This window comes from Pseudoduganella sp. RAF53_2 (assembly GCF_052113985.1).
Taxonomy (GTDB): Bacteria; Pseudomonadota; Gammaproteobacteria; order Burkholderiales; family Burkholderiaceae_D; genus Rugamonas.
Window position 1 is genome coordinate 1 of the sequence record NZ_JBFRDW010000550.1, and the last position, 4,162, is coordinate 4,162.

At 61.9% G+C, this 4,162-nt stretch carries 5 protein-coding genes; 4 read left to right on the forward strand and 1 reads right to left on the reverse strand.

Annotation, left to right across the window (positions count from 1 at the left end; all coding sequences use genetic code 11):
* Both zapE and AB4Z11_RS25100 read left to right on the forward strand, forming a co-directional pair.
* Positions 1 to 136, forward strand: a 136-nt coding sequence (zapE, locus tag AB4Z11_RS25095) for an AFG1/ZapE family ATPase (protein WP_442028497.1), incomplete at its 5' end; no start/stop codon positions are given.
* 13 nt (positions 137 to 149) lie between these two features.
* Positions 150 to 836: a hypothetical protein gene (locus tag AB4Z11_RS25100; RefSeq protein WP_442028492.1), complete on the forward strand. Its 687-nt coding sequence runs from the start codon at positions 150 to 152 to the stop codon at positions 834 to 836.
* Between the two features lie 63 nt (positions 837 to 899).
* Here AB4Z11_RS25100 and AB4Z11_RS25105 read toward each other — a convergent pair whose 3' ends face one another.
* Positions 900 to 1,706 carry a PP2C family protein-serine/threonine phosphatase gene (locus AB4Z11_RS25105; RefSeq protein ID WP_442028493.1) on the reverse strand — a complete coding sequence of 269 codons (807 nt, stop codon included), beginning with the start codon at positions 1,704 to 1,706 and terminating at the stop codon, positions 900 to 902.
* Positions 1,707 to 1,814: 108 nt separating this feature from the next.
* On the opposite strand from AB4Z11_RS25105, the gene AB4Z11_RS25110 reads away from it, so the two are divergent.
* Entirely contained in the window at positions 1,815 to 2,015 is a 201-nt protein-coding gene (locus AB4Z11_RS25110) for a YdcH family protein (RefSeq protein WP_395400657.1), read from the forward strand.
* A gap of 25 nt (positions 2,016 to 2,040) precedes the next feature.
* Positions 2,041 to 4,056 carry an ATP-dependent DNA helicase gene (locus AB4Z11_RS25115; RefSeq protein ID WP_442028495.1) on the forward strand — a complete coding sequence of 672 codons (2,016 nt, stop codon included), beginning with the start codon at positions 2,041 to 2,043 and terminating at the stop codon, positions 4,054 to 4,056.
* The last annotated feature ends 106 nt before the right edge of the window (positions 4,057 to 4,162 follow it).

Sequence of the window (4,162 nt, forward strand, 5' to 3'; positions counted from 1 at the left end):
AGTCGAGCCGGAAGAGCTGTACACGACCGGCATGCTGGCCAATGAATTCCACCGTACCGTGTCGCGTATCGTCGAGATGCAGTCGCGCGAGTATATGGAAAAAGAACAGCGCGGCGCTGCCGCAGCGCTGAGCTGACAAGGAGAAGAATTTGAAAAACTGGATGTGGCTTGCACTGTTCCTGCCCGGCGTCGCGCTGGCGCAGGACATCGGCCGTCCCATCACCGACCCGGCAGTGCCCCAGACCCACTCCGTCGAACAGGCGGATGCCAAGCTGCTGCAGGTGAAGAAGGATCGCGACGTGACCGAAACGGAGTTCGTCGAAGCCGAGAAGGTGTGCTACACCAAGTTCTTCGTCAATAACTGCCTGGACAAGGCCAAGGAAAAGCGCCGCGCGCGCCTGGCCGATATCCGCGCGGTGGAAGTGGAAGCCAATTACTTCAAGCGCCGTCACGCCGTCGAACTGCGTGACCGCGACCTGGAAGACCGCGCGCAGAAGGATGCGGCGGAGGAAGCGCAGCGCCTGGCGAATCCGAAGCCGCAGCGCGCAGACCCTTCCGATAAGCCGGCGCCGAAGCCGGATGCCATCACGCCGGAACAGCGCCAGGCACGGCACGATGCGGAGGAGAAGAAGCGCGTAGCGAAGGAGGCCGCCGAAGCTCCGAAGCGCGCAGCCAATGCCGCCGCGTTCGAGCGCCGCAAAGCTGATTCCGAAAAACGCCAGGCGGAAGTGGCGCAGAAGAAGGCGGAGAAGGAAGAGAAGAGGCGCAAGCGCGAAGCGGCCAAGGCGGCCGAAGCTGCGAAAGCCGCCTCCGCGCCGCAACCGGCGGGTCAATGACCCGCCCTACGCAACACCGCGGCTCGGCGTAGGGCGGATCATCCGATCCGCCGGGCGCCGGCGTCACACTGCCTTGCGCAATTTCTGGACGGTGTAATTCACTTCTTCTTTCGGCGGGGCGACCAGCTTGAGGATCGCCATCGAGCAGTTGTCGCCCTTGCCCTGCGCGCGTTCGCGCGCCTTGTTGATCAGCATTTCCGACGCCTCGCGTGGTGACTTCTTGGCCACGACCGTAGCCAGTTCGGCATCGGTAAAGTAAGACCACAGACCATCGGAACAGAGCAGGAAAGCATCGCCTGCTTTCAGTTCCTCCTGCACACCAACAGTCACAAACGGTTCCTTCTGCTTATTGCCCAGCACGTTGGCGAGCAGCTTGGAACTGCGGTGCTTGCGCGCTGCATCTTCCGGCAAACCATCGCGCAGAATCAGGTGCGCGATGTAGTCGGCATCGTTACTTCTTGCAACACATTCCTTGTTGGAAAAACGATACAAGCGCGAGTCGCCAACCACCGCCCACACGATCTGGCGCTGCGGCGTGAGCATCAGCAGCACCATGGTGGACTGCGGTTCGCTCGCACCGGTAAGGGGATTCATTACGAGGATCTGATGGGTGTCATGCGCGATTTCACGCAGCAGGTCTTGCAAGCGAGTCAGGTTGGCGACGTCCGCCGCGCGGTACTCGTCAAACAATTGCTTGGCTGTGTGCAATAACTGGTCGGAGCCGACCGCACCGCCGCTGACGCCGTCCGCCAGCACGGCCAGCACATAGCCCGGCGCCTTTGGCGTCGTGAACAATGCAACCCGGTCATTTTGCTGGGGGCGGCTGCCAATGTGCTGAGCAGTGCCGGCTTCGATCTTGTATGCGCTCATAAGTCCTTCATGTGACTGCTTTTTTCCGATGCTTACCTGAGTTAAACTATGCACCGGACTGCAGTTTTGTTGCAAGTATAGATTGTTTCCTGAGCGAAATACCACCCCATGACCAACGTAGAAGAAATCCAGCGCCGCATTATCGAACTCGATGTCGAGCATCGCGACCTGGACGCCGTGATCGAAATGTTGACCCTGGATGGTCATCACGATCAACTACAGTTGCGYCGCCTCAAGAAGCGAAAATTGCAACTGAAAGACTATATCACCCTGCTGAAAATGCAATTGGTGCCCGACGTACCGGCCTGAGCAGGGCCATTAACTCCGTTTCCCCTTGACCGAACAACAGTTGACGCCCGCCGTTCCCGGCGAGCCCGAGCTGCCATTGGAGCCGCCCGGAAAACATGATGCAGAGATCGAACGTCTGTTCGGCACCGGCGGTCCGCTGGGGCCCGCAGTCGGAGGCTTTCGTCCGCGCAAATCACAGACCGAGATGGCCAAAGCCATCGCCGGCGCCATTGACCAGCAGCAAACCCTGATCGCCGAGGCCGGCACGGGCACGGGCAAGACCTTTGCGTATCTGGTGCCCGCCCTGATGTGGGGCGGCAAGACCATCGTTTCCACCGGCACCAAAAACTTGCAGGACCAGCTCTTCCTGCGTGATATCCCGACCGTGCGCGCCGCACTGCAGGCGCCGGTATCGGTGGCGCTGCTGAAGGGCAGGGGCAACTACCTCTGTCACTACCACCTGGAACGCACGCTGCAGAACGGCCGCATGACCTCGCGCGAGGACGTGGGCCACTTGCGTGAAATCTCGCGCTTCCTGAAAATGACCAGCACCGGCGACAAGGCTGAGCTGGCGCGCGTGCCGGAAAATGCACTGATCTGGAACCTGGTGACCTCCACCCGCGAAAACTGCATGGGCCAGGAGTGCCAGTATTACCAGGACTGCTTCGTGATGAAGGCGCGCCGCGAGGCGCAGCAGGCGGACGTGGTGGTGGTCAATCACCACCTGTTCTTTGCCGACGTGGCGCTGAAGGATACCGGCGTGGCCGAGCTGCTGCCGTCCGCCAACACCGTGATCTTCGACGAGGCGCACCAGCTGCCCGATACCGCCACGCTGTTCTTCGGCGAGACGGTATCGACCTCGCATGTGCTGGAACTGTGCCGCGATGTGCTGGCCGAGGGCCTGGCGCACGCGCGCGATGGCGCCGACTGGGCCAAGGTCGTGACGCCGGTGGAAAAGGCCGCGCGCGACCTGCGTCTGACCTTCTCGCAAGACATTGTGCGCCTGTCGCTGCCGCAGATCGCGCCGTCCTCCGATTTTTTCCCTGCGCTGCAAACGCTGAAGGACGAGTTGATCGACATGGTCGCCGTGCTGGAACGCACCGCCGAACGCGCGGAGACGATCGAGCAATGCCGCGTGCGTGGCGCCGAGCTGTCGCAAAAACTGGAAGCCTGGAAGTTCGATCCAAAGGCCAAGGTAACGCCAGGCGAGGAAGCCGTGTACTGGGTTGAAGCTTTCCAAAGCTCGCTGCAGCTGCATAAGACGCCGCTGTCCATCGCGCCGATCTTCAACGGCCAGCGCGAAGGCGTGCCGCGCAGCTGGATCTTCACKTCCGCCACGCTGGCGGTAAAGAACGACTTCAAGCACTTCGCCCAGCAGCTTGGCCTGGAAAACGAAGTGGCGCGCAGCTGGCCGAGCCCCTTCAACTACGAGCAGCAGGGCATCCTGTATGTGCCGACCGGCCTGCCGGACCCGAACTCGATGGGCTACACGGACGCGGTGCTCGATATGGCACTGCCTATCATCGAAGCGGCCGGCGGACGCACCTTCCTGCTGTGCACCACGCTGCGCGCCGTCAAGCGCGCTGCCGAGCGCCTGCGCGATGAATTCGACAAGCGCGGCCTGAACTTCCCGCTGTTCGTGCAGGGCGACCGCGGCCGCACCGAGCTGCTGGATCAGTTCCGCAAAGCCGGCAACGGCGTGCTGATTGGCTCGCAGAGTTTCTGGGAAGGCGTCGACGTGCGGGGCGATGCGCTGTCGCTGGTCATCATCGACAAGCTGCCGTTTGCGCCGCCGGATGATCCCGTGCTGGCCGCCCGCATCGAAGTGATGGAGCGCCAGGGCCTGAACGGCTTCATGGGACACACGCTGCCCGAAGCCATCATCAACCTGAAGCAGGGCGCGGGCCGCTTGATCCGCGACGAATCCGACCGCGGTGTGCTGATGCTGTGCGACCCGCGCGTGATCAGCAAACCGTACGGCCGCCGCATCTGGCAAAGTCTGCCGCCATTCAAACGCACGCGCGAAGCGGCCGAGGTCATAGCGTTTTTCAAGGAGGAGTGAAATGAAACTGACGCGCACAATGCTTGATGAAGCAGTATCGGAAGGTCTGCTGGCAAACGAGCAGGCGGCGCGGCTGTGGAATTTTCTCCTCGCGCATGAGCAGGAC

What these genes read in the sequence shown, in the direction of transcription:
- AB4Z11_RS25105 (WP_442028493.1), bottom strand. Translation starts at nt 1,706, where the DNA reads ATGAGCGCATACAAGATCGAAGCCGGCACTGCTCAGCACATTGGCAGC.